General features: G+C 68.3%; 18 protein-coding genes. 8 read left to right on the top strand and 10 right to left on the bottom strand.

Going from position 1 to position 19,947, the window contains the following annotated elements; translation table 11 throughout:
• The 7 genes from VEB62_RS11440 to VEB62_RS11410 all read right to left on the bottom strand — a co-directional run.
• A partial coding sequence (locus VEB62_RS11440; protein ID WP_324799544.1) for a S9 family peptidase occupies positions 1 to 1,566 on the bottom strand: 1,566 nt, incomplete at its 3' end.
• Between the two features lie 99 nt (positions 1,567 to 1,665).
• Positions 1,666 to 2,247: a hemerythrin domain-containing protein gene (locus VEB62_RS11435; RefSeq protein ID WP_324799541.1), complete on the bottom strand. Its 582-nt coding sequence runs from the start codon at positions 2,245 to 2,247 to the stop codon at positions 1,666 to 1,668.
• Positions 2,240 to 3,454, bottom strand: coding sequence for a tRNA 2-thiouridine(34) synthase MnmA (gene mnmA, locus VEB62_RS11430; RefSeq protein ID WP_414642040.1), 1,215 nt, complete (start codon positions 3,452 to 3,454; stop codon positions 2,240 to 2,242). Before mnmA ends, VEB62_RS11435 begins: the two co-directional genes overlap by 8 nt.
• A gap of 117 nt (positions 3,455 to 3,571) precedes the next feature.
• Positions 3,572 to 3,862, bottom strand: coding sequence for a CtrA inhibitor SciP (sciP, locus tag VEB62_RS11425; protein ID WP_168046867.1), 291 nt, complete (start codon positions 3,860 to 3,862; stop codon positions 3,572 to 3,574).
• 162 nt (positions 3,863 to 4,024) lie between these two features.
• Positions 4,025 to 5,479, bottom strand: coding sequence for a flagellar hook protein FlgE (gene flgE / locus VEB62_RS11420; RefSeq protein WP_324799538.1), 1,455 nt, complete (start codon positions 5,477 to 5,479; stop codon positions 4,025 to 4,027).
• A 13-nt stretch (positions 5,480 to 5,492) separates the two neighbouring features.
• Complete coding sequence (locus tag VEB62_RS11415) at positions 5,493 to 6,248, bottom strand: flagellar hook assembly protein FlgD (RefSeq protein WP_324799536.1); 756 nt, start codon at positions 6,246 to 6,248, stop codon at positions 5,493 to 5,495.
• A gap of 2 nt (positions 6,249 to 6,250) precedes the next feature.
• Positions 6,251 to 7,564: a flagellar hook-length control protein FliK gene (locus tag VEB62_RS11410; RefSeq protein WP_324799533.1), complete on the bottom strand. Its 1,314-nt coding sequence runs from the start codon at positions 7,562 to 7,564 to the stop codon at positions 6,251 to 6,253.
• Positions 7,565 to 7,990: 426 nt separating this feature from the next.
• On the opposite strand from VEB62_RS11410, the gene flgK reads away from it, so the two are divergent.
• The 8 genes from flgK (at position 7,991) to VEB62_RS11370 (ending at position 17,351) form a co-directional block, all read left to right on the top strand.
• Positions 7,991 to 10,105 carry a flagellar hook-associated protein FlgK gene (gene flgK, locus VEB62_RS11405; RefSeq protein ID WP_324799532.1) on the top strand — a complete coding sequence of 705 codons (2,115 nt, stop codon included), beginning with the start codon at positions 7,991 to 7,993 and terminating at the stop codon, positions 10,103 to 10,105.
• Positions 10,105 to 11,031, top strand: a complete 927-nt coding sequence (locus tag VEB62_RS11400; protein WP_324799529.1) for a flagellin — start codon at positions 10,105 to 10,107, stop codon at positions 11,029 to 11,031. Before flgK ends, VEB62_RS11400 begins: the two co-directional genes overlap by 1 nt.
• Before the next feature lie 64 nt (positions 11,032 to 11,095).
• A complete protein-coding gene (locus VEB62_RS11395) occupies positions 11,096 to 12,337 on the top strand; it encodes a putative DNA modification/repair radical SAM protein (RefSeq protein ID WP_324799526.1) in 1,242 nt (413 codons plus the stop codon).
• The gene (locus VEB62_RS11390) at positions 12,337 to 13,770 is read left to right on the top strand and encodes a UdgX family uracil-DNA binding protein (protein WP_324799524.1); all 1,434 of its coding nucleotides are present in this window, start codon (positions 12,337 to 12,339) and stop codon (positions 13,768 to 13,770) included. The genes VEB62_RS11395 and VEB62_RS11390 overlap by 1 nt, the downstream gene beginning before the upstream one ends.
• Before the next feature lie 111 nt (positions 13,771 to 13,881).
• Positions 13,882 to 14,997: an MlaE family lipid ABC transporter permease subunit gene (locus tag VEB62_RS11385; protein WP_324799521.1), complete on the top strand. Its 1,116-nt coding sequence runs from the start codon at positions 13,882 to 13,884 to the stop codon at positions 14,995 to 14,997.
• Positions 14,994 to 15,788, top strand: a complete 795-nt coding sequence (locus VEB62_RS11380) for an ABC transporter ATP-binding protein (protein ID WP_324799518.1) — start codon at positions 14,994 to 14,996, stop codon at positions 15,786 to 15,788. Before VEB62_RS11385 ends, VEB62_RS11380 begins: the two co-directional genes overlap by 4 nt.
• A 13-nt stretch (positions 15,789 to 15,801) precedes the next feature.
• Entirely contained in the window at positions 15,802 to 16,740 is a 939-nt protein-coding gene (locus VEB62_RS11375) for an MlaD family protein (protein ID WP_324799515.1), read from the top strand.
• Positions 16,737 to 17,351: an ABC-type transport auxiliary lipoprotein family protein gene (locus tag VEB62_RS11370; protein WP_324799512.1), complete on the top strand. Its 615-nt coding sequence runs from the start codon at positions 16,737 to 16,739 to the stop codon at positions 17,349 to 17,351. Before VEB62_RS11375 ends, VEB62_RS11370 begins: the two co-directional genes overlap by 4 nt.
• Here the strand turns inward: VEB62_RS11370 and VEB62_RS11365 are convergent, their stop codons facing one another.
• From VEB62_RS11365 to VEB62_RS11355, 3 genes are read right to left on the bottom strand one after another with little or no spacing between them, the layout of a single operon-like run.
• Positions 17,352 to 18,194: a hypothetical protein gene (locus tag VEB62_RS11365; protein ID WP_324799509.1), complete on the bottom strand. Its 843-nt coding sequence runs from the start codon at positions 18,192 to 18,194 to the stop codon at positions 17,352 to 17,354.
• Between the two features lie 47 nt (positions 18,195 to 18,241).
• Complete coding sequence (locus VEB62_RS11360) at positions 18,242 to 18,895, bottom strand: 3-oxoacid CoA-transferase subunit B (protein WP_324799507.1); 654 nt, start codon at positions 18,893 to 18,895, stop codon at positions 18,242 to 18,244.
• The gene (locus VEB62_RS11355) at positions 18,895 to 19,599 is read right to left on the bottom strand and encodes a CoA transferase subunit A (protein WP_324799504.1); all 705 of its coding nucleotides are present in this window, start codon (positions 19,597 to 19,599) and stop codon (positions 18,895 to 18,897) included. Before VEB62_RS11355 ends, VEB62_RS11360 begins: the two co-directional genes overlap by 1 nt.
• Between the last annotated feature and the right edge of the window lie 348 nt (positions 19,600 to 19,947).

The following is a 19,947-nucleotide window of genomic DNA, read 5'->3' as shown; positions in this document are numbered from 1 at the left end:
GCCGGCGTCGAACGTCTCCGGGTGGAAGGCGAGCGCGGCGGCGGTGATGAAGCCGCCGTAGGAGCCGCCCATCACCGCGATCCGATCCGAGATCCAGTCCTGCGAGGCGAGCCAGTCGCGCGAGGCGACGACGTCGCGCAGGTCGACCTCGCCGTGGCGGCGGTCGTCCATGTGGTAGAAGGTCTTGCCGTAGCCGGACGAGCCGCGGTTGTTGGCCGCCAGCACCGCGTAGCCGTGGTTGACCAGGTGCTGGACCATGGCCGAATAGCCGCGGGTGCTCTGGCCGCCGGGGCCGCCATGGACCAGCACGATGGCCGGCGCGGGGTTGGCGGCCGAGGCGCCCTTGGGACGATAAAGCACGCCGGGGATGATCGTCCCGTCGGAGGCGGCGTAGCGGACGATGCTGGACTCGACCAGGTCGGCCTCGTCGATGGCCGGGCTGAGGGCGGTCAGCAGCCGCCGCGCCTGCCCCGTGGCGAGGTCGGCGGTCCAGACGTCGTTGGGCGAGGTGTCGGACGAGACTGTGAAGGCGATCCGCGTCTCATCGGCGTTGTAGCGGATCTGGCCGATGTCGCCTCCGGGCATGCCGGTCAGGCGCACCGGCTGGCCGGTCGTGGTGTCGAGCAGGGTCAGCTGGGTCGAGGCGTCGGCGTTCAGCGCCGAGACGCGATACCGGCCGGACGGCGAATAGCTGACGAACTCCACGTCCCAGTCGGCCTGGATCAGCGGGGCCTTGGCGCCGCTGGCGAGGTCGTGGGTCCAGGCCTGGTGGAACTCGCCATGCGCGTTCGTGCCGTAGACGAGCTTCTGGCTGTCCGGAGTGAAGCCGTAGGTCCCGTGCGCCACATCGCCCTCGTGGGCGGTGATCAGACGCGGTTCGCGGTCGCCCTGGAGGTCAACCAGATAGACGTCGCTGTCGGCGCTGGTGACAGGCTTGTCGATGGCCACCCAACGGCCGTCGGGCGAGACGTCCGCGATGAACATGCCCGGGTTCTCGAACACCATCCGGCTTTCATAGGTGTCGGCGTCGTAGGCGTAGAGGTCGAAGACTTCCGGGTCGCGGGCGTTGGAGGTGACCCAGAAGGTGTCCCGTGTGGCGTTCCAGCCCAGAAGGTCGGCCTTGACGGCCGCGCCCGGGGTGAGGTCGCGGACCGTCCCGTCCAGCTCGCGGACATAGACGTGGGTCAGTTCGCTTCCGCCGCCGCCGCTGTCGGCGGTGAGCAGAACGCGGTTGTCTCGGGGGAAATAGCTGACACCGCGCGTCGCCACCGTCGTCGAGGTGCTGAGCGGGACCGGCTCGCCCCCGTCAATCGGCACGGCGAAGGCGTTGAACACCCCGGTCTGGTCGCTGGAGATCAGAACCGAGCGACCGTCGGGGGAGAAGCCGAGGCCGGCGGGGCTGGACATGCCATAGCTGCGCGTCTGGAAGAATTCCGCAGCGCTGTAGGTCCGGGGCGCGTCAGGCGTCCGGACGACTCCCGGTTCGGCCCGGGCCGGAGCCGCGGCCAGCGGTGCCGCGATGACGAGCGCCAGAACGGACGCCATACAGGCGGTGGTGAATTTCATCGGAAGCCCCTGTTGATCGATGGTGGTCACCCTCAGAGGGGGCAGGCTGCCATTTCAGATGCGACCTGTCGTCGAATTAACCTTGGCCGTCGCCCGGTTTCAGCCGAGCGGATCGCCCCGCAAGGCGATCAGGGGAATGACGATCTCCTCCTCGTCATCCAGATGCCGGGCCAGCTGCGGGCCGGCGAGATCGAGCACTTCGGCCAGCCGCTGCGCGCGATCTCCGGCGTCGGCGGCCCCGGCCGACACCGCCTGATGCAGGGCGCGGCCGGTCTCGACCATGGCCTCGATGTGGAGGTGGATGGCGTCGTGGTCGCGGTCGAGCAGGTCGATGCCCGCCGCGATGCGCGGCTCAAGCTGTTGCAGGGCCGGAAAATAGTGGCCGCTCTCGATCCGGTGGTGGCCATCGAGGTGCTGCAGAAACTGCTGAAGGGCCGGAATCAGGGACCGGTGAAGCGCGCGCACGTCGATCGCGTCGGCGCGCCACGCCTCGATCATCGCGCCCATCTCCGCCTGATGAGCGCGAAAGCCGCTGTGCATGTGCAGCCAGCGCCGGGCTGTCGGATGCAGCCCGCCCGCGCTCCAGCGCTCGCGCGGGAAGGCCTCGCGCAGATACAGGAACGCGGTGGGCAGGCCGGTGCGTGACGCGAGCGCCTGCGGATCGTTCGCCGTGTCAGACAACGGCCGTGGTCGTCTTGATGAAGCCCCCGCCCAGCAGGCGGTCGGGATCGGCCGGGTCATAGAGCGCGCACGCCTGCCCCGGGGCCACGCCTTCCTCGCCGGTCTCGAAGGTCACGGACACCGCGCTGTCGACCATCGACAGCCGGGCAGGAGAGGGCGGGCGGGTCGAGCGCACGCGGGCGAGCACCGGCGCTCCGATCGCCGCTGCCGCCTCGATCGAAGGCTCATCGCCCAGCCAGTTGGTCTCGTCCAGCGTCAGGGACGCCGTCAGGAGGGCCTCCCGCGGACCGACGATGACATGCCGCCGGACCGGATCCAGCCTCGTTACGAACAGCGGCTCGCCCACGGCGACGTTGAGGCCCCGGCGTTGTCCGATGGTGTAGTCGGTGATCCCCGCGTGCGACCCCAGCACCCGACCGTCCATGTGCACGATCTCGCCCGCTTCCCGGCCCTGCGGGCGCAATTTGTCGATCAGGGTGCGGTAGTCGCCGTTGGGCACGAAACAGATGTCCTGGCTGTCCGGCTTGGCGGCGATGCGCAGGCCCAGCTCGGCCGCCACGCCGCGCACCTGCGGCTTCTCAAGATCAGCCAGCGGGAACCGCAGGTAGTCGAGCTGTTCGGCCGTCGTGGCGAACAGAAAGTAGGACTGGTCGCGCGAATGGTCGATCGCCTTGCGCATCTGCGGACGCCGGCCATCGACCGCGCGGCGTACATAGTGGCCGGTCGCCATCGCTTCGGCGCCCAGGTCGCGGGCGACGTCGAGGAGGTCGCGAAATTTGACCGTCTGGTTGCAGCGGATGCACGGCACCGGCGTCTGACCAGCCAGATAGGAGTCGGCGAACTGGTCGATGACCGCGTCGCGGAAGCGGCTCTCGTAGTCGAGCACGTAGTGGGGGATGCCCAGCATCTCGGCCGCCAGCCTGGCGTCATGGATGTCCTGCCCCGCGCAGCAGGCGCCCTTCTTCTTAAGCGCCGCGCCGTGGTCGTACAGTTGCAGCGTCACGCCGACGACATCATAGCCCGCCTTGTGCAGCAGGGCGGCGACCACGGTGGAGTCCACGCCGCCGGACATGGCCGCGACGACCCGGGAGCCGGGCGGCAGGCCGACCGCCGCCCGCGCAGCCTCGATCGCCGCGTCCATGTCGGCGCGGGCGATGGTCGGAACCGGGCAGATGTCCTCGGTCAACATGGACGTGTCTGGCGTCATGGCGCGCTATCTAGTGCGAAAGGCGCGCGATTTCGAGGCCGACAGAAAATCGGGTCCTCAAACGACAACGGCCGCCCCCGTCGCCGGGAGCGGCCGTCTGTCTTCGGGGAGAGTGTTCTAGCTGCCGCGGCCGTAGTGCTGGATGCGGGTGGTGCGCAGACCCTGCATGCCCCATTTGTCGATCGCCTTCTGCCAGGCGAGGAATTCCTCGGCGGTCAGGCGGTAGCGCGCCAGCGCATCGTCAAGGCTGATCAGCCCGCCGCGAACGGCGGCCACGACCTCGGCCTTGCGGCGGATCACCCAGCGGTCCGTATTGGCCGGCGGAAGATCGTGCAGGGTCAGGGGCGTGCCCGTCGGGCCGACCACATACTGTTCGCCTTGATTATTAAGGCGTCGCTCTTGCAACATGGGCTTATGCCTCATTGACCACCATCACTGTGACTGAACCGTAGCGGTCGGCGGCTAAGGGCCGTTTAAGCGTCGTGGTGAAGGAAAACCTAAAATGACCTCCGTGCACCCGTTCAATATTCAACAAAGATTTCACTGAGGTTACGACCCGTTACCTGGAGATCAACGTTTTATGCTGATCAGCTCGGCGAGCATCTCGTCCGCGGTGGTGATGATTTTCGAGGAGGCGGAGTAGGCGCGCTGGGTCGTGATCAGGCCGGTGAACTCCGCCGACAGGTCCACGGTAGACGCCTCCAGCTGCGACGAACCGATGGTGCCCGCCCCGCCCGTGCCGGCGGCCTTCAGATTATAGGTGCCCGATCCCTGGCTGACCCGGAACGCATTGCCGGTCGACTCCAGCAGCGCGTCGGGGCTGGGGAAGGTGGCCAGAGCGATCTGGGCGATACGGCGGGTTACGCCGTTGTCGAAGATGGCGGTGACGAAGCCCGTGTCGTCGATCTTGACCTCGGACAGGTTCCCGAACGCGGTGCCATTGGTCAGGACGGCCTGCACGACGGAGGCGCTGTCGTACTGGGTCAGGCCGCCCGCCGAGGCGCTCAGGTCGAAGGTCAGCAGTTGGTCGTCGATGCCGAGGCCGGCGGCCCAGTTGACCTCACCAGCTCCCGGAGCGGCGCTGTCGGACGATCCGAAATTCAGGGTGGCGACCGTGGGGTCGGGGAACAGGGCCGCGGCGCCCAGGGCCGCCATGGCGTCAACGTCGAGGCGCCCGTCCTGGGTGAAAGCGACCAGACCGGACTTGAGCTGGCCGTTGGTCAGGCCGGCGCCCGTGACCACGTCGGACGCCGGGATGGCCCGGATTTCAGCGTACCACTGGTTGGGCACCGTGCTCTTCAGGAACGAAAGGGCGATGGTGCGCTGGCCGCCTTTCGAGTCGGACACCGGGATGGTCAGTTCGAAATCGGGCTTCACGCCGGCGCCGGTTTCGGGATCCCACATGGCCATGGAGTTGGTTGTGGAGTCGTAGGCGTTGGCGCCGACCGGGACTGCGGCGGCGTCGGTCGCCTCCGCCGAGACGGCCTGGCTGGACTTGATGTTGGCGTTCAGCTGCACGCGGGTTGTCGGCTCCGCGGTGCCGCCGACCGAACCGACGTTGATGGTGCGCAGGCGGTTCAGGTCGGACGGATCGGCGGCGATGTTTCCGTCCGCGTCGACCGGCCAGCCCTGCAGATACAGACCGGCGCTGTTCTTCAGATAGCCCAGGTTGTCGACGCGGAAAGCGCCGGCGCGGGTGAACAGGCGGGCGTCCGTGACCTGCAGGTTCTCGGCCTTCTCGGTGACGACGAAGAAGCCCTGGCCGGCGATGCCGAGATCGGTGTTGGAGGTGGTCCGCTGCAGCTGCCCGGCCTGGCTGGTGTAGTGGCGGGCGCTCGAGAGCACCCCGCCCGCCGAGTAGCCGGCGCCGGAGACCTGGCTGTTGATCACGGTCTGGAACTCGGCGGCCGACCGCTTGTAGCCGACCGTGTTCACGTTCGCGATGTTCTGGGAGATGGCCGCGAGGGCGGCGGAGTTGGCGGTCAGGCCGGACACGCCGGCCAGTAGTGCGCTGTTGATGCTCATGGCGCGGGGCTCCTTACGAGAACAGTTTCAGAGGATCGAGTGACGAGGCGAGCGAGGCCAGCAGGCTCTCGTCCTCTTCGTCGGCGGGAGGCGGCGTTTCGGCGGTGCGGGCTTCTTCCAGCGCGATCACGCTGGATAGCGGCAGGATGGAGTTGCCGACGGTCAGGTAGGCCTCTCCGTCGTACATCTCGACGCCGGTGATGCGACCGTGGGTCAGGACCTGGGCGTCGATGGCGCCTCCGGCGGCGTCCTTGGCCACGACCTTCAGTGTGTAGACCTGACCTTCCTGGCCGTCGTTGCCGGTGATGGCTTCGCCGTCCCACGAGAACTCGTGGACGCCGGTGGTCTTGTCCGGCGCATCGCCGGACCAGACCACGTTGCCGGAGCCGTCCAGCACCTCGAGCTTCACCGAGGCTGCGTTCGAGGCGATCTCGTAGCTCCACTCAGCCTCGCCATCCGTGAATTTCGTCGCCGACCAGGCCGCCGTGGCGTCCTTGCCGATATAGGTGGCGGCGTCGGCCAGCCCTCCGCCCCCCTGGGCGGAGACCAGGCTCTTGAGCAGTTCGTTGGTGAGCAGTTGCTGCTCGACGCCCGCCATCTGGGTCAGCTGGGCGGTGAACTGATTGGAGTCGACCGGCGACAGGGGGTCCTGATTCTTCAGCTGCGAGGTCAGCAGCGTCAGGAAGGTCTCGAAATTCGAGGCCAGCATGCCCGCGCCGGCGTTGATCCGGCTCGTTGCATTGTTGGTGGTGGTGACGGCGTCGACCATCGTCAAACCTTCATGTCCACGCCCGAAGGCGAGAGGGAGAGCGCCAGCCACTGCGGCGGCTGGGCCAAGTCGATTTCTGCATTCAGGCGCGCGGCCGCCGCGAAGGCGCGGTTCTGGCCATGGCGGGCGTCCTGCCCGCGATCGAAGGCGCTGGAGCCACTGTCGCGCTCTGCGAATTCGAAGGCGTCATCGGCCAGCTGGAAGCCCGCGGCCTCAAGCTGTCGGCGCAGTTCGTCGGTCCGGCCGCGCAGGTCCGTCGCGGCCGCGGGGTTGTCGAAAGCCAATCTTGCGGCCAGGCGGCCCTCGGAGTCGATGTCCAGTTTCACATCCACCCTGCCCAGTTCGTCAGGCCTCAGTGCGATCTCGAACCGCGTCGAGCGGCCTTCCAGCTTGCGCAGGATCTGGGCGGCGATCTGCGCCGTGGCGTCGATGGTCGCGCGGGACAGGGTCGAGAGACTGTGATCCCGGGCCGGAGCGGCGGCTTCGGTCTGGCTTGAAACGGGCTCACCGGCCGGTGCGGCTTCGGCCGGGGTGGACGCGGAGTCGATGACCGGAGTCGGCGCCGACGTGGCGGGCTTCGCCGGCTGGGGCGCCGACGCTGAAGGCGGCGTCGTGGCCGGAGCGGTCTCCTTCCCGTCGGCCGCCGGCGCGGCGTCGGCGGCCTTCACGGCTTCATCCAGGGGCCGGGCGGTGCGCTCGGCCAGAGCGCGCAATGGGGGCAAGACGCCCTGAACCGGAGCGGCGTCCGGTTTCGTCGGCGCGGGAATCGACGGCGGGCTCTCCGACACCGCTTCCTCGATGGCGTCGTCGTCGCGGGAGGCCGGAAGGGCGATGGCCATGGCGGCCTCGCCCGGAAGCACCGGCGGCTCGGGCGCCCTGGAGGCGGCCGCGCCCGGCAGCACCCGGGGCTCGGCGCCTTTTGCGGTCGCCGCGCCCGGCAGGACTTGCGGCTCCATGCCCGCCGCGGCGGTCGCGCCCGGCGGCACGACAGGCTCGCCTCCGCTGGCAGTCGCCATGTCGGGCAAGACCTGCAGTTCGGGGCCGGTGGTCCCGGGCTCGACCATGGTTTTCGGGCCGAACGGCATGAAGGCGACCGGCGACTGGGTCAGATCCTCGAGATTTGCGGCGTCGTTCCCGCCGTCGGTGGACCCATCGCCGTCTCCCGACGCCTTCCCAACGGTTGAAGGCGCCCTGCCGCCTGTAACGCCGGAGGCCGCGCCTTCCTCGGAGCGCACGGTGGCGAGCAGACTCACGAAGCCGGACGTGTCGGCGTCCGACGGCCCTCGCGGGGTCGCCGGAAGGGCGGGCGCCATCATGGAAAGCACGGCTTGCGCGGACATGGTCCCGAGGGGTGTCGCCGGAGCGATGGTGACAGGGGCGCCTGCTGCGCCGGACATTCGGAGATCACGGCGCAAGTCGTGGGCCAGTTCAGAGCCGCGGCATAATGCGCTGAAAGGACAGGGAATATTTTGACGGCAACGCCGCTGCTGCTCGCCACCGCCCAGTCGAATATTGCCGCGTGGGGACGTTTCTTGCCCGGCGCCGCCGCCTCCGCCGCCAGCCGGTCGAGATCGCCGGCGTCTGGCCCGTCGTTTGCGCCCCTTGTCGGTCATGACACAGGCGCGAAACGCGAACTCGCGGTATTTCAGTAACTTGGCCGGACCGCTTGCGAGCGTCGCCGGGCAAAAAGCGCACATCGGCTGGCAGGCCTTGCCGGGCGCCGTGGCGTGGGAGGCCTTCGGATGTCGCTGAACGCCATCATGAACACGGCGACCACCGGGCTCGCCGCAGCCCAGACCCAGCTGCGGGTCGTCTCGGACAACGTCTCCAACGTCAACACGCCCGGCTATGTCCGCAAGATCGCCGACCAGGTCACCCTGACCAGCCAGGGCATGGGTGCGGGCGTTGAGGTGGCGCGTATCCGCCTGGCGACCGACCGCTTCCTCCAGGCCGCAAGCCTGAATGCCGGAGCCGAAGCGGCGCGGCACGGCGTGCGCCATGAATTGTACGATCGCATCCAGTCCCTGTTCGGCGACCCGGGCGGCGACAGCGGCTTCTTCTCACAGGTCGATGGCGTCTTCTCGGCCTTCGCGGCCAGCGCCGAGGACCCGACGTCCTCGCCTCGCCGACAGGACGCCTTGTTCAAAACCCAGGCGCTGTTCGACGAAGCGGGCCGGATCGGCCAGCAGATCCAGGCGGTGCGCGAGGACGCCGACGGCCGCATCCAGAGCGCGACCGAAAAGGCCAACAGCCTGCTGCAGCAGATCGAGGGGCTGAACCTCGAGATCGCCCGCGCCACCGTCGTCAACGGCGACGCCTCCGGCGCCGAGACGGCGCAGTCGGCGCTGATCGGCCAACTGGCGGAACTGCTGGATATCCGCGTCTCGGTGCGCCCGGTCGGCGGCGTGTCCATCCGCACGGGCGCCGGGACGCTGCTGGCGGGCGAGGGAGCGGCCACGCTCAGCTACACTCGCGCCGGCACGGTCACGGGCGAGACGGCCTTCAACGAGATCTGGGTGACCGAGCCGGGGGGCCAGAAGCGCTCGCTGCTGGACAATGTCGTCTCCGGCGAGATCAAGGGTCTGGTCGAACTGCGCGATGTCGAGGCGCCGGCGACAGCCGAACGGTTGGCCGAACTGGTGGCCCATGTCGCCGACGAACTGAATCGGGCCCACAACACCAACAGTGCGGTCCCGGCCCCGAACAGCCTGACCGGCCGGAACGTCGGCCAGACGCTGGAAACCGCCATCGCCGGCTTCACCGGCCAGACGACCGTCGCCGTCACCAACGCGGCCGGGGTCATCCAGGCGCGGGCTGATATCGTCTTCAGCGGCGCGAGCATGACGGTCAACGGCGCCGCCGCGACGCCGGCCACCTTCCTGACCGTCCTGAACGCCCAGATGGGCGGCGCGGCGACGGCCAGCTTCACCGACGGCAAGCTGACCATCGCGGCGAGCGGCGCCAACGGCGTCGCCGTCGCTGATGACCTGACCAGTCCCTCGTCCAAGGCCGGGCGCGGCTTCTCGCACTATTTCGGGCTGAACGACCTGATCTCGACCGATCGTCCGGCCATCTATGAAACCGGCATGACCGCGGCGTCGCTGCATGGCTTCACGGCGGGCGAGACGCTGAGCTTCCGCTTCACGGGCGAGAGCGGCTCGAAGTTGCGGGATATTCAGGTGGCCGTACCCCCCGGCGGCACGGTGGGTGACCTGATAACCGCCTTGAACGACCCGGCCACGGGCGTGGGTCGGTTCGGGTCGTTCGCATTGGCGGCCGACGGGTCGCTCGCCTTCACCGGTTACGGCAACCCGCCTCCGACGATGAGCGTGCTGGAGGACACCACCATCCAGGTCCCGTCCGGAGTCTCGGTCACCGAGCTGTTCGGCATCGGCGGGGGTGTGCGGGCATCGCGGGCGGACGGCTTCTCGCTGCGCACGGACATCCGGCAAAGTCCGGCGAAACTGGCGCTGGCCCAACTGAATCTGTCGGCCGCGGTCGGGGCGTCCGCGCTGAGCAGCGGTGACGGGCGAGGCGCGCTGCTGCTGGCTGACGCCGGCGAGAGGGCGGCGAATTTCGCCGCCGCCGGAGACTCGTCGGGAGGCTCCATCTCCGTTTCGCGCTACGCTTCCGAGCTGTCCGGGGAAATCGGCGGCAAGGCGGCGGCGGCGAAGAACCGCAACGACACGGCCGCCGCGCTCGCCGCCGAGGCCTCGGCTCGCCAGACCGCCTACGAGGGCGTCAATCTGGACGAGGAACTGGTTCTGATGACCACCTATCAGCAGGCCTTTAACGCCTCGGCGCGGCTGATCCAGGCGGCCAAGGACATGTATGAAACGCTTCTGGGGATGATCTGATGACCCGCGTCGCGACCTTCGGAAACTACCAGTCCGCCCTGCTGGACCTGATGAAGGCCCAGACCCGGGCGGCGGATGCGCAGGAGCGCGTCTCGACGCAGAAGAACGCCACCGACCTGACCGGCTTCGGCCGGCAAGCCGAGACGCTCACCGCGCTGAAGGGGGCGCAGAGCCGGATCCAGGGCTTCATCGACACCTCGAAGGCGGTCACCGCCCGCCTGACGACGCAGGATCTGGCGATGACCCAAATCAGCGACGGGATCGCCGGCTTGCGGGACGCGGTCGGCGGCGTGCTGGCCACGGACTCGGCGGGTTCGCTGATGCTGGAGCTGGAGGGCCATTTCCAGTCCATCCGCGGCGGGCTGACCATGCGGCACCACGGCGGCTATCTGTTCTCCGGGGCTTCCACCTCGACGGCGCCGGTGACCGTCGCCAATCTCAACGAACTGGCCGCCGCGCCGGACGTGGCGTCGGTGTTCGCGAACGACACCCTGAAGACCGCCAGCCGCGTGGCCGAAGGAACGACACTCGAGACCGGCTTCCTCGCCGACGAATTGGGTAGCGAAGTGCTCGAGATTCTGAGGGACATCCAAACCTATCACGCAGGGGTCAACGGCCCGCTGACCGGCAAGGTCACCGAGGCCCAAAAGGCGTTTCTCACCACCCAGTTCGGCCGTCTGGAGCAGGCGGCGACGGCTGTGATCGACAAGATCGCCAAGACCGGATCGATGGCCAATCAGGTCGAGAGCGTGACCAAGGGCCATGAGGCCCAGCTCGGCTCGCTGGATGAACTGGTCGCCAACCGGACGGACGCCGACATGGCCGTCGCGATCACCGATCTGCAACTCTCGCAGGTGGCCATCCAGGCATCGGCGCAGGTGATCTCGCAACTGCGACAGGTTTCGCTGCTCAACTATCTGAGCTGACGCGACAAATCGCCCTTCCAGCCACGCTGGGCGCGCTGTTCCGAGCGGAACATAGTGCGAACAAATGGCCCAGATCGATCTCCGGCGAAAGCTGTCCATCCTCGCAGACGCGGCCAAATACGACGCAAGTTGCGCGTCATCCGGGACGGCGAAACGGGATTCCGCGGACGGCAAGGGCCTCGGCTCGACCGAGGGCATGGGCATCTGTCACGCCTATACGCCGGATGGTCGGTGCGTATCGCTACTCAAGATTCTGCTGACCAATTTCTGCATCTACGACTGCGCCTATTGCATCAACCGGGCGAGTTCGAACGTGCCCCGGGCCCGCTTCTCGGTGGATGAGGTCGTCGAGCTGACCCTAAATTTCTACAAGCGGAACTATATCGAAGGCCTGTTCCTGTCGTCCGGCATCATCCGCTCGGGCGACTACACGATGGAGCAGCTCGTGCTCGTGGCGAAGAAGCTGCGGACCGAGCACGACTTTCGCGGTTACATCCATCTGAAGCTGATCCCCGAGGCCGACCCCCGGCTGGTTGATGAAGCGGGTCTCTACGCAGACCGCCTGTCGGCCAATATCGAGCTTCCACGTGACGAGGCGCTGAAGCGCCTCGCGCCACAGAAGAATGTCGCCGTCATCAAGAAGGCGATGGGCCAGGTCAGGCTGGCGCTCGAGGCTGCGAGACCGGGGAAGCGGGACAGGATCAAGCCTCCGAAATTCGCCCCCGCTGGCCAATCGACCCAGTTGATCATCGGGGCGGATGCGGCGCCGGATACCGAGATCATGGATCGCAGCGCTTCCCTGTACGGAGGTTACGGCCTTCGCCGCGTCTACTATTCCGCGTTCAGCCCGATCCCGGATTCCTCGAGCGCCCTGCCATTGGCCAAGCCGCCGCTGATGCGCGAGCATCGGTTGTATCAGGCGGACTGGTTGATGCGGTTCTACGGCTTTTCCGCATTCGAGATCGGCGAAGCCGCCACGGACGGAATGCTCGACCTCGCTATCGACCCCAAGCTGGCGTGGGCGCTGAACCGGCGCGAACAGTTTCCGGTCGATGTGAACACAGCCCCGAGGGAGATGCTGCTTCGGGTGCCGGGCCTGGGGGTGAAATCAGTCGACCGGATCGTGGCCGTGCGGCGCTGGCGCACGCTCCGGCTGGAGGACATCGCCCGTCTGTGCCGGGGCATCGACAAGGTCCGCCCCTTTGTCACCGCGCTGGACTGGACGCCGGGCGGATTGACGGAGGCCGCCGATCTGCGGGCCCGCATCGCCCCCGATCCCGCTCCGGTTCAGCTGAGCCTGTTCTGATGCATGTCGCGGTTCTGGACGCCGAGATCGATTTCGCCGGATGGCGTCGCGCGGCGCGGGCGTTCCGGCGGGCGGGCGTCGCGCCGGAACAGGCGGCGTTCCGGGTCGGGGCGGCTGGAGAAGGCCTGTTCGATGAAAGGCCTCCCCCCTCCGCTCCGGATGCGGTTCGGTTCAGCGTGCCGAAAGCCTTCGTGGACCTGGCGGAGGAGGTGATCCTGCACCGGTCGGAGGACCGGTTCGACCTGCTTTATCGTCTGCTGTGGCGGCTCGGAGCCGAGCCCGACCTGATGAAGATCGTCACCGACATCGACGTGGCGGAGGCGCTTGAACGGGCGAGGAACGTCAGTCGTGCCAGCCACAAGATGAAGGCCTTCGTACGCTTCCGGCAGGTCGAGGACGGGACCGGCGAGCGGTGGGTCGCATGGTTCGAGCCAGCCCATCGGGTGCTTGAGAAGACGGCGCCTTTCTTCATACGCCGGTTCGCGGCCATGCGCTGGGCAATCCTGACGCCGGACGGGTCGGCGACGTGGGACGGCGCGGAGCTGGCCTTCGGACCGCCGGCGTCACGCGAGATGGCGCCTTCGGAAGATCCCGTCGAGGAGTTCTGGAAGACCTACTACGCTTCGACCTTCAACCCGGCGCGGCTGAAGACGAAGTCCATGCAGGGCGAAATGCCAAGGCGCTACTGGAAGAACCTGCCCGAGGCGGCGCTGATACCGGAACTCGTCGCGCGATCGACGGTTCGGACGGAGGCCATGGTCGCCGCACCCGCTCCCGAACCCAATGCCCGTCTGGCGAAAACCTTGTCGCGGATAAACCGGGATCATTCCTTCGGGGACGGATTCGTTCCGTCCACTCTGGATGAACTGGGCCAGGCTGTGCAGGCCTGCCGACGGTGCCCGCTCTGGCGCGACGCCACCCAGGGCGTATGCGGGGAGGGGCCGAAGAAGGCGAAGCTGATGATCGTGGGAGAGCAGCCCGGAGATCAGGAAGATCTCGCCGGCCACCCGTTCGTGGGCCCGGCGGGGCGCGTGCTGGACGCCGCCCTCGACGAGGCGGGCGTCGATCGCGACGACGTCTTCGTCACCAATGCGGTAAAGCATTTCAAGCACGAGCCTCGCGGCAAGCGGCGCATCCACAAGACACCGGCGGTGAGTGAGGTGAGCGCGTGCCGTTGGTGGCTGGACGCAGAGCGTCGTCTGGTGAAGCCGAATGTAATCGTGACGCTGGGCGGAACGGCGGCGCTGGGCGTGCTGGGTCGCAAGGTGGCGGTGACGCGGGAGCGGGGTCGCGGCATTGATTTGCCCGATGGAGCCCGGGCGGTGCTGACCGTCCACCCGTCCTATCTGCTGCGCATTCCCGAGGCCGCCGCCAAGGCGGCGGAGCGGGATCGGTTCGTGGCCGACCTGAAGCGGGCCAAGGCGCTGCTCTAGCGGCGAACCAGCGTATCTGAACGAATACAGCCCGGCGGCGTTCTTCCGCTCTGCCCAGCTTTGCCGTGGTCAAACCGTAGGCAAATCGAACGGCGCAATCTAGGTAGGGGCATGGCCGCAGCGGACTTTCAGATCGACGAGGGCGAGGGTCACGTGACCTTGCGCCTGATCGGGGACTGGACGGCGACCAGCCTCGGCCGGATTTCGCGCCGGCTGGATGACACCCTGGCCCAGCGCTGCGTTGACGCCGTCGATCTCAGCAATCTGGGACGTTTCGATACGGCCGGGGCCCTCGCGATCGTCCAGGCCAGCAACTGCGTCCTGCCGGAAGCCGCATGGTCGCAGCGGCCGGAGGCGGGGCGCACCTACGCCCTGGTCGAGCGCCTGGAGCGCGAAAGCGCCGGACCGCCACGGCGCTCGCCGGGCTGGGTGCGCGGTTTCGCCAAGGTCGGGCGGGGCATCCAGGACATCGTCGCCGAGGCGACGCTGTCGCTCGCCTTCCTGGGCCGCCTGATCGTCGCCGTTGGAACAGCCTTGCGCCATCCCGGTCGAATCCGCTGGGCGGCGTGGTTCAGCCAGGGCGAGCGCGCCGGTCTGGACGCGATCCCGATCATCGTGGTGACCAACTTCTTCATCGGGGCGGTGATCGCCTTCCTCGGCGCCAATATGCTGACCCAGTTCGGGGCGTCGGTGTTCACCGTCCAGTTGGTCGCCGTTTCCGTGTTGCGCGAGTTCGCGGTGGTGATCACCTCCGTGCTGCTGGCGGGACGCTCCTCCTCCTCGTTCGCCGCCGAAATCGGGTCGATGCGGATGAACCAGGAAGTCGACGCCATGCAGGTGATGGGCGTCAACCCCTTTCAGGCCCTGGTCATTCCCCGCCTGGCGGCCATGGTGGTGATGCTGCCCCTGTTGACCTTCATCGGCATGATCGCCGGTCTGTTCGGCGGCCTGCTGGTGACGTGGGGCGAGCTTTCTTACGGCCCGGCCTTCTTTATCCAGAGAATGACCGAAGACCCGAAGATGGCCACCCATCTCGGCGTCGGCCTGATCAAGGCGCCCGCCTTCGCCGTGGTGGTCGCGGCCATCGGCTGCCGGCAGGGGATGGCGGTGGCGGGAGACGTCGAGAGCCTCGGCCGGCGCGTGACCGCGGCCGTGGTGCAGGCGATTTTCGCCATCATCTTCCTCGACGCCGTGTTCGCCATGATCTTCCTGGAGCTGAACTGGTGACCGCCGTGACCGCCGGGAAGGCGACGAAACCGGAGACACTGATCGAGGTGCGCGGGCTGCTCAGCCAGTTCGACGAACGGGTCATCCACGAGAACCTCGATCTCGATGTGGAGCGCGGCGAAGTGCTGGGCGTGGTCGGCGGGTCCGGCTCGGGCAAGACCGTCCTGCTCAACTCCATCATCGGCCTGAAGGAGCCCGACGGCGGTTCCGTGCGCGTGTTCGGCCACGACATGACCGACCTCAACGAGGATCAGGCGGCCGACATCGAGCGCCGCACCGGCATCCTGTTTCAGCAAGGCGCCCTGTTCTCGTCCCTCAGCGTCATCGACAATGTGGCTTCTCCGCTGGTGGAGCACACCCGCCTGCCCAAGGACGTCATCCGCGAACTGGCGGAGATGAAGATCGCCATGGTCGGGCTGAAGCCGGAGGCGCATCATCAGAAACCGGCGGAACTGTCCGGCGGCATGCGCAAACGGGTCGGCCTGGCGCGGGCGCTGGCGCTGGATCCCGAACTGCTGTTCCTGGACGAACCCACGGCCGGGCTGGATCCGATCGGGGCGGCGGCGTTCGACGATCTGATCCGGCGCCTGTCGGATGATCTGGGTCTGACCGTCTTCATGATCACCCACGACCTCGACAGCCTCTACGCCATCACCGACAAGGTGGCGGTGGTGGCGGACAAGCGGATCGTGGCCAAGGCGACAGTTCAGGAACTGGAGCAGTCGGACCACCCCTGGATCCGGGAATACTTCCTCGGCCCGCGCGGTCGCGCCGGCAAGAAGGCCGCCTGAGGAGAGCGGAGAGATGGAACGAGACGCCCACTACGCCGCCGTCGGCATCGCCACTATCGCCCTTCTGGCGGCGCTGGCCGTGTTCGCCATCTGGCTGGCCCGGCTGCAATTCAACAGCGACTACGACGTCTATGACATCGTCTTCTATGGACCGGTGCGGGGCCTGTCGGAAGGCGGCGAGGTGCATTTCAACGGCATCCGCGTCGGCGAGGTCACGGATCTGAACCTGGACCCGAACAAGGGCGACCAGGTCATCGCCCGGATCCGGGTGGACGGCACCACGCCGATCCGGGTCACCTCGCGCGCCCAGCTCGAGCCGCAGGGCATCACCGGCCTGAACTATATCCAGATCACCGCCGGCAATCCGAACAGCGCGATCCTGAAGACCCAGTATCCGGACAACGTCGTGCCGGTGATCCAGAGCCAGCCTTCACCGATCGCGGAACTGCTGTCGGGCTCGGGCACGGTGCTGGCGCAGACCGTCGACGCGTTGAACCGCATCAACCGGGTCCTGTCGGACGACAATGTGCGGTCCTTCTCGACCAGCCTGAAGAACATCGAATCCCTGAGCACGGAGCTGGAAGCCCGCAAGGGCATGCTCGAGCAGCTGGAGCAGGCGCTGACCCGGGCCAACTCCGCGGTCGCGGAGTACGAGGCGCTGGCGGTCAGCTCGCGTCAGATCGTCGAGGGCGACGGTCGCGAGGCCGTGGCCAACATCAACGCCGCCGCCGAGGAGGCCCGCGCGGCCGTGGCCGCGATCAACCGCATCGCCACGGGAGCCGAGGGGCCGGTCAACGAGTTCGTCACCACCGGGCTGCCGCAGATGCAGCAGGCGATCCAGGGCCTGGACGACGCCACACGCTCGCTGGAAGGCCTGATCGATGAGGTGCGGGCCAGCCCGCGCGACTTCATCGGCCGTCCGCCGACCAAGGAAATGGAGGTCCAGCCGTGATCCGTTCTTCGATCAAGCTCGCCATCGCGGTCGCGGGCGTCGTCGCCCTGACCGGTTGCGCCCTGCTGTCTTCGCCCCCGCCGGTCCAGACCTATCGCTTCGGCGGCCCGGCGGCGGCCAGCGCGGTCGCCGAAGGCCAGAGCGGCCTGCGTCAGGTCAATCTGAGCCGCATCCAGTTTCCCGAGGCCGTCGAGGGCGACAAGCTGCTCGGCGTTACCGGCACGGAAACGGCCTATATCAAGGGCGCGCGGTGGGTGTCGCCGGCGAGCGACCTGTACATCGAGAGCCTCGAGAATGCGTTCTCGGCCCAGGCGACGCGGGTGCGGCTGATCGGGCCGCGCGAACTGATCCGCGGCGAGCATTCGCTGGACATTGACGTGCGCGCCTTCGAGGCCCGGTACGACGCGCCGGGCGCGGCGCCCACGGTGGTGGTGACGGCGCGGGCGCGGTTGCTGGCCCTGCCGGATCGGACCGTGGCGGCGGAGCGGACCTTCACGGTGCAGCAGCCGGCGGAGGCCAACCGGGTCTCGGCCATCGTCGAGGCGTTCGACATCGCCACGCGGGATCTGAACACGCAGATCGTGGCCTGGACGGACGCCGGCGCGGGCTGATCAGAGCGGGGTCCGCAGGTCCGACAGGCGGGCCTCGATCCCGGCGCGGCGGGTGCGCGAGGCTGTCAGTTCGCGCGCCGCCCGGTCGATGCGGCCCAGCAGGTCATCGCGCAGGCGGAGCAGGCGGTCCCGGTCGGGGCGGACCTTCTTCGGCCGCTTGCCGGCGAGGCCGAGGGCCTCGCTCCAGCCCTGACGCCATTCAGTCACGCCGTCGCCGCAGGCCCTGAGCGCCCCGGCGGCGCGGGCGTCGGCGTTCTGGGCGCCGCGGATCAGGGGCAGGGCGCCGAGCGCGGCGGCGCGGCAGGCGTCGAGCGCGGCCATGCGGGCGTCCAGCGGATGGGGCGTGTCCTCGACGGGGACGTGGCCGGAGAGGCGGCGGGCGGCGGCGAGACGGTGGGCGTCGAGCTCGACCATGGCGTCGCGGAGGCCGGACCAGACGCCGTCGAGGTCGGCGGAGCGGCGGGCGGCGCCCTCGATCCGGCCGGACAGGTCGGCGGCGGCGTCGGAGAGGACGGCGGCCGCCTGGCGGAAGGTCTCGCGGAAGGCCCGGAGGCGCTTGCCGCGGCTGTCGAACAGGCCGGCGAGGCCGCGCCGCGGCTCGAGCGCGCCGGGGTTCAGGCCCCCGAGCACCGAACGGGCGCGGGCGAGTTGGGCCTCGGCCTCGGCCAGATCGCCGCCGCGGGCGGCGGCGAGGGCGGCTTCGATGCGCTCGACGGCGGCAGCGCGGACCGGCTCGGCGAAGGCATGGGCCCCGGCCTCGTCATACGCCGCGTCGATCGCGTCGACGCGAGCGGCGTCAGGCTCCGGCGCATGGCCCTGCCAGCGGTAGGCTCCGTCGGCCATCACCCGTACTCCCACCCCGGCTCTGCGGCCGGCCGGGTTAACTATGACTACGCCTTGAGGCCTTCGGCAACGGTGTAGCTGGCCTCGGTCCTGGTCGCGACCTCCTCGAGGGTGACGCCGTCGGCCAGTTCGATCAGCTCGAGGCCGGCGCCGTCCGGCTTGACGTCGAAGACGCACAGGTCGGTGATGATGCGGCTGACCACGCCCGTGCCGGTCAGGGGAAGGGTGCAGGCTTTCAGCACCTTGGACTGGCCGTGCTTGTTGGCGTGATCCATGACCACGACGACGCGCTTGACGCCGGCGACCAGGTCCATGGCCCCGCCCATGCCCTTGACCAGCTTGCCCGGGATCATCCAGTTGGCGATGTCGCCGTTCTCGGCCACTTCCATCGCGCCGAGGATGGACAGGTTGATGTGCCCGCCGCGGATCATGGCGAAGCTGTCCGAGGAGCTGAAGTAGCTGCTCTCGGGAATTTCGGTGATGGTCTGCTTGCCGGCGTTGATCAGGTCGGGGTCGACCTCGTCCTCATAGGGGAAGGGGCCCATGCCGAGCATGCCGTTCTCGGACTGGAGGGTCACTTCCATCCCGTGGGGGATATAGTTGGCGACGAGGGTCGGGATGCCGATGCCGAGGTTGACGTAGAAGCCGTCCTGCAGCTCCTTCGCGGCGCGTTCGGCCAGTTGTTCGCGGGTGCGGGGCATCAAACGGCCTCCCTTTGACGCACGGTGCGCTGTTCGATGCGCTTTTCGGGGACGGTCTGGACGATGCGGTCGACGTAGACGCCCGGGGTGTGGATGGCGTCGGGATCGAGCGAACCGGTGGGGACGATCTGTTCGACCTCGACGACGGTGACCTTCCCGGCCGTGGCCATCATCGGATTGAAGTTGCGGGCCGTCTTGCGGAAGACGAGGTTGCCGCGCTCGTCGGCCTTCCAGGCCTTGATGATCGACAGGTCGGCGAGCAGGCCCGTCTCCATGATGTAGCGCTCGCCGTTGAAGGTGCGCTCCTCCTTGCCCTCGGCGACGAGGGTGCCGACGCCCGTCTTGACGAAGAAGGCCGGGATGCCGGCGCCGCCGGCGCGGATGCGCTCGGCCAGGGTGCCCTGCGGATTGAACTCGAGCTGGAGCTCGCCGGCGAGGTACTGGCGCTCGAACTCCTTGTTCTCGCCGACGTAGGACGAGATCATTTTGGCGATCTGCCGGGTCTCCAGCAACTGGCCGAGGCCGAAGCCGTCGACGCCGGCGTTGTTGGAGATGACGGTCAGGCCCCGGGCGCCGCTGTCGCGCAGGGCCGCGATCAGGTGCTCGGGAATGCCGCACAGGCCGAAGCCGCCGGACATGACGGTCATGCCGTCGAAGGTCAGGCCCTCCAGCGCGGATTTCGCGTCGGGGAAGATCTTCCGCATCGCTTCCTCATATTTTCACCGTCTGATGAATATCGACGGCCTTGACCGTCCGTAACGCGGGCGGGGGAATGGGGCAAGTGCGGACGCGGACAGGCGCGGGCGCCGCCTGCATTCTCCCCGGACCGGCCTCGCCCTGCGGGCTCGTTGTCCGGGGATGACGACGTCATGCGGTCTCGCCCCGCCGCGCGGGGGCGCGGCCGGTCGAGTGGGAAGGCGTGCGGAGCGCCGGGCCTGCGCCCGGAGTTCGTTTGGTTTTACCGTTTCGACGCAGACAGACGCTCCGCGCGGAGATTTTCCGGGAGCTTGCGTCGGGTGGCGCTCTTAACGCCTTACCGCAGCGCCTCCGGC

It is taken from the genome of Brevundimonas sp. (assembly GCF_035626975.1).
In the GTDB taxonomy this organism is placed as follows: Bacteria; Pseudomonadota; Alphaproteobacteria; order Caulobacterales; family Caulobacteraceae; genus Brevundimonas.
The sequence above is the reverse complement of the archived record's forward strand: the minus strand, read 5'-3'. Positions and strand labels throughout refer to the sequence as shown.

What these genes read in the sequence shown, in the direction of transcription:
- mnmA (WP_414642040.1), bottom strand. Translation starts at nt 3,454, where the DNA reads ATGACGCCAGACACGTCCATGTTGACCGAGGACATCTGCCCGGTTCCG.
- sciP (WP_168046867.1), bottom strand. Translation starts at nt 3,862, where the DNA reads ATGTTGCAAGAGCGACGCCTTAATAATCAAGGCGAACAGTATGTGGTC.
- VEB62_RS11360 (WP_324799507.1), bottom strand. Translation starts at nt 18,895, where the DNA reads ATGCCCCGCACCCGCGAACAACTGGCCGAACGCGCCGCGAAGGAGCTG.
- VEB62_RS11415 (WP_324799536.1), bottom strand. Translation starts at nt 6,248, where the DNA reads ATGGTCGACGCCGTCACCACCACCAACAATGCAACGAGCCGGATCAAC.
- VEB62_RS11395 (WP_324799526.1), top strand. Translation starts at nt 11,096, where the DNA reads ATGGCCCAGATCGATCTCCGGCGAAAGCTGTCCATCCTCGCAGACGCG.
- VEB62_RS11355 (WP_324799504.1), bottom strand. Translation starts at nt 19,599, where the DNA reads ATGCGGAAGATCTTCCCCGACGCGAAATCCGCGCTGGAGGGCCTGACC.
- flgE (WP_324799538.1), bottom strand. Translation starts at nt 5,479, where the DNA reads ATGAGCATCAACAGCGCACTACTGGCCGGCGTGTCCGGCCTGACCGCC.
- VEB62_RS11365 (WP_324799509.1), bottom strand. Translation starts at nt 18,194, where the DNA reads ATGGCCGACGGAGCCTACCGCTGGCAGGGCCATGCGCCGGAGCCTGAC.
- flgK (WP_324799532.1), top strand. Translation starts at nt 7,991, where the DNA reads ATGTCGCTGAACGCCATCATGAACACGGCGACCACCGGGCTCGCCGCA.
- VEB62_RS11390 (WP_324799524.1), top strand. Translation starts at nt 12,337, where the DNA reads ATGCATGTCGCGGTTCTGGACGCCGAGATCGATTTCGCCGGATGGCGT.
- VEB62_RS11400 (WP_324799529.1), top strand. Translation starts at nt 10,105, where the DNA reads ATGACCCGCGTCGCGACCTTCGGAAACTACCAGTCCGCCCTGCTGGAC.
- VEB62_RS11410 (WP_324799533.1), bottom strand. Translation starts at nt 7,564, where the DNA reads ATGATGGCGCCCGCCCTTCCGGCGACCCCGCGAGGGCCGTCGGACGCC.
- VEB62_RS11385 (WP_324799521.1), top strand. Translation starts at nt 13,882, where the DNA reads ATGGCCGCAGCGGACTTTCAGATCGACGAGGGCGAGGGTCACGTGACC.
- VEB62_RS11375 (WP_324799515.1), top strand. Translation starts at nt 15,802, where the DNA reads ATGGAACGAGACGCCCACTACGCCGCCGTCGGCATCGCCACTATCGCC.